The following is a 3910-nucleotide window of genomic DNA, read 5'->3' as shown; positions in this document are numbered from 1 at the left end:
TAAAATCTCATTAATCCGATTTCAATGCAGCCTCCTACTAAGCAAAACATTGTGAAGTTGTGGAAAATATAGAGCGTTATATTTGTTTTTATAACTACAAAAGGATTTATTTAGAGATTGAGTATTTAACACTTGTTCAGAAGACGGCTGAATTAAAAAAAGTGACTTGCATTGATTAAAGTAACACTTTTTCAATCTGCACAGATTTGATAAAGTCTTTTTGCCAATTTTTGCCGAGTTTTTGTTCAGCGATTAGCTCAATTGGGTAGATGGGCTTAATGTTAGTTGTGCTGCTGTAACGGCTCAAGCCTTGGCGGCAAGCAGGGCAGGTGGTTAGCATTTTGGTGGGTGCTTTACTTGTTTCTATGGTTGCTAAATCCTTTTTTATTTCGGCTTCTTTGCGGAATTTTACTTGCTTGGCAATATCAGGGCGAGCCACTGCAAAAGTGCCTGCTTCACCACAGCAACGCTCATTGCTAGTTACCTTTGAGTTCATAATTTCAGAGATGACAATGCTTGAATCTTTGGACTTAATTGGATCGTGGCAGGGGGCGTGGTATAGGTATTGATCGCCAGTATCATCAAGTGTTACTTTGTTTTCCAATAGGTATTCGTGAATATCTATGAGTGTTGAATCTTTGAAAATATCTGCCATGTCATAGGTAAGGAGTTGGTCAATACAAGTACCACAAGAAGTTAGTACATGCTTAATGTCTAGGTAATTAAGTGTGTTTGCCATACGATGGAATAACACACGGTTATCAATAGTGATTTCCTTGGATTTGGCTTCATACCCACCTGCACTTTGTGGATACCCACAGCATAAGTAACTTGGTGGTAATACCACTTTTATGCCTTGATGATAGAGTAGGGCGATGGTGGCTAAACCAATGTCAGAATAAAGGCGCTCAGAGCCACAACCTGGGAAATAGAACACACTTGGTGAGTCGGCATTTGATTTTTCAGGGTGAGCTAAAATTGGTACACTACTAGTATCGGTAATATTTAGCAAGCTTCGTAGTGGCGCTGCATTTGTATCAGTAGGTAGAGGTTTGTCTAAAATTGTGACTAATTCTGTAAAAAGACTGGGTTTGCCAATGGTTTTATCAGGTTGTTTTTTGTGTAACGGTTTGCTAAGTTTTGCAGCAATGTGTTGTGCCTTGTAACTAAAATCAATGAGTATTTTTTTAGTTAGGTTAATCTGCCATGGTTTGGTCATATTGAGATACGCTATTGATAATTTGGTGGCAATATTTGTATGCTTTTGTTTTTGCTTAATCAGCATACTTCGCATCTTGATGGAAACATCACCAAAATCAATATTCACCGGACAAGGGCTTGAACAACGGTGGCAAATAGTGCAATGTTCAGCCACATCATTAAACTCATCAAAATGGTTAAGTGAGATGCCTCTACGCGTTTGTTCTTCGTATAAAAACGCTTCAGAAATTAAGTTGGTGCCAATAATTTTATCACGAGGTGAGTATAGTAAATTGGCTTCAGGTACATGCGTGGTGCAAACATCCTTGCACTTACCACAACGAAGACATGACTTTATCATGTCATTGATTTCACCAATACCACTGCTTTCTAAAATCAAGGCTTCTTGCTCAACTAAGCGCAAAGAAGGGGTAAAGGCATTGTTAAGATTACCATCTGGCATCAGCTTGCCTTTATTGAAATGTCCGTTAGGGTCAATATGGTTTTTGTATTTGAAAAATTCTTGTTTAAATTCGTCGGATAAGTATTGATATTTAGTCAGTCCAATACCGTGCTCACCTGAAATCACTCCCCCAAGTTGCTGTGCTAAAATCATGATTTCATCCACTACTTTTTCAGCAGATTCTAGCATTTGTGTGTTGTGTGAGTGTACGGGGATGTTGGTATGTACATTGCCATCACCAGCGTGCATATGCGTCGCTACGAATAGACGAGCTTCACGATATTCACTATGTATTGTTTTGACTTTGTCACGAATTTCAGTAAATACATCACCCATTAACAAGTCATTCAAAGGCTGAGAAAAATCAGCAACATAAGAAATCACACGCTCGCTAGTTTGTAGTACTTTAAATCCAGCTTCTTGTTCAAGGCTTGTTAGTGCATCTTGCCACTCGTTTTCAACTCTATCAAGCAGTGATAGAGTATGATTGATTTTGTCTTTAATAAGACTGGTGCTTGCATCAATGCTGTGAAAATAACTCTTAATTGCGCCTAATGTGGCAAGTTTGTTCCCAATCGATAGACGAATGTTAATACGCTCAACACCATGAGAGTAATCCCCTAATTTATTCAGGGGAATAACCACATCTTCATTAATTTTAAAAGCGTTAGTGTGAGCGGCAATAGCTGCAGTATTGGCGCGGTCTTTCCAAAAAATTTGGCGTTTTTCTGGTGAATGTGCAACAAAACATTCACCATCTCTGTCTTGTGTTAGCGTGATGATTTTTTCAATTTGTGACTCTAATGAATCTTGCTGGTCTGCACTAATATCAAGTAGCAAAATCATTTTTGGTAATTCTGAACGAGCGGCTTTTGTGGTGTAATTGACTGCTTTGATATAGTGGCTATCAAGATGCTCCATGCCAATTAAATCAACATATTTAGAATTATCTACGCTGTCTTTAATGGCAACAATTGCAGAAACTGCACGATCTAAGTCATAACCAAAAAACTCTAAACATAGTGTGCTAGTATGCTCAAGTGGCTGGTGCAAGATGAACTGTGCAGAAGTAATAAAGCCATCACAGCCTTCTTTTTGAATACCTGGCAATCCATCTAAAAATTTATTAGTAACATCTTTGCCTAAACCGCTTTTACGCATGTCTTTAGCGTTAATCGTGAGTATTTCAGATTTTATTGGTGTGCTGGCATCTTTTTTTAAATGATGAATTTCAAAACTCACTTCCTTGAGTAATTGAATTTTGTCTTGATTGTGATTAAGGCGTTTTACCTGTAGCCAGTTACCATCAGGCATGATCATCTTCCATGACAAAAGATTGTCAATTGTTGTTCCCCATTTTAAGGCTTTTTTGCCACCTGCATTCATTGCCACATTGCCGCCAATAGTGCAAGCATCTTGCGAAGTTGGGTCAACGGCAAATACTAAGTTATTTTTTGCTGCTACTTCACTAACACGCTTGGTAATCACGCCTGCACCGACATTTACACTGTACAGCCCATCGTTGTGTTGGACTGTATCAATAAAGCTGAGTTTTTCTGTATTGATGACCGCTGTTTGTGCACTCAGAGGGATAGCGCCACCTGTATAGCCCGTACCACCGCCACGCGGAATGATTGTGAGACCTAATTTAATACAAGTTTTGATGATTTTGGCAATTTCCAACTCAGTATCTGGGGTGATAACCACAGCAGGATATTCAACACGCCAGTCAGTTGCATCGGTGGCATGGGATGAGCGTGATAGGGCATCAAAGCGAATATTGTTATTGTGCGTGACTTTAAGTAGTGCTTTTTTAATGCGTGTTTTGTTGTTTTTAAATTCACGCAAACAAGATTTAAAATCATTTACTGCTTTGTCAGCATTGTCTAATAATTCCAATACTTTTGTATTACCGTTAGCACGCAGGCGAATTTGGTTAAGACGAGAATACAGTGCTTGGGTAAGTGCCTTCCAGCGTTTTTTGTTGTTAATCAGGTCTTCTTGTAAGTAAGGGTTGCGATTCACCACCCACATATCACCCAATACTTCAAACAGCATTCTCGCACTGCGACCTGTGTTGCGATTTTCTCGTAGTTGCTCGAGTAATTTCCATGACTGTTCACCTAAAAATCGACACACGATTTCTTTGTCTGAGAATGAAGTATAGTTGTAAGGAATTTCGCGATATTGTTGCAAGTTTGTAAAGAGGGTTATTAAGCTATGCTTATTTTACTATAATAATAGTTA

General features: G+C 38.8%; 1 protein-coding gene. It reads right to left on the bottom strand.

The genetic code is table 11. The annotated features are described in order from the left end of the window. Positions 1 to 175: 175 nt before the first annotated feature. Positions 176 to 3859, bottom strand: coding sequence for a DUF3683 domain-containing protein (locus tag BAZSYMA_RS07635; protein ID WP_090717463.1), 3684 nt, complete (start codon positions 3857 to 3859; stop codon positions 176 to 178). Positions 3860 to 3910: the final 51 nt, after the last annotated feature.

It is taken from the genome of Bathymodiolus azoricus thioautotrophic gill symbiont (genome assembly GCF_001298715.1).
Lineage (GTDB): Bacteria > Pseudomonadota > Gammaproteobacteria > PS1 > Pseudothioglobaceae > Thiodubiliella.
This window is presented reverse-complemented; position numbering and strand designations above follow the sequence as displayed.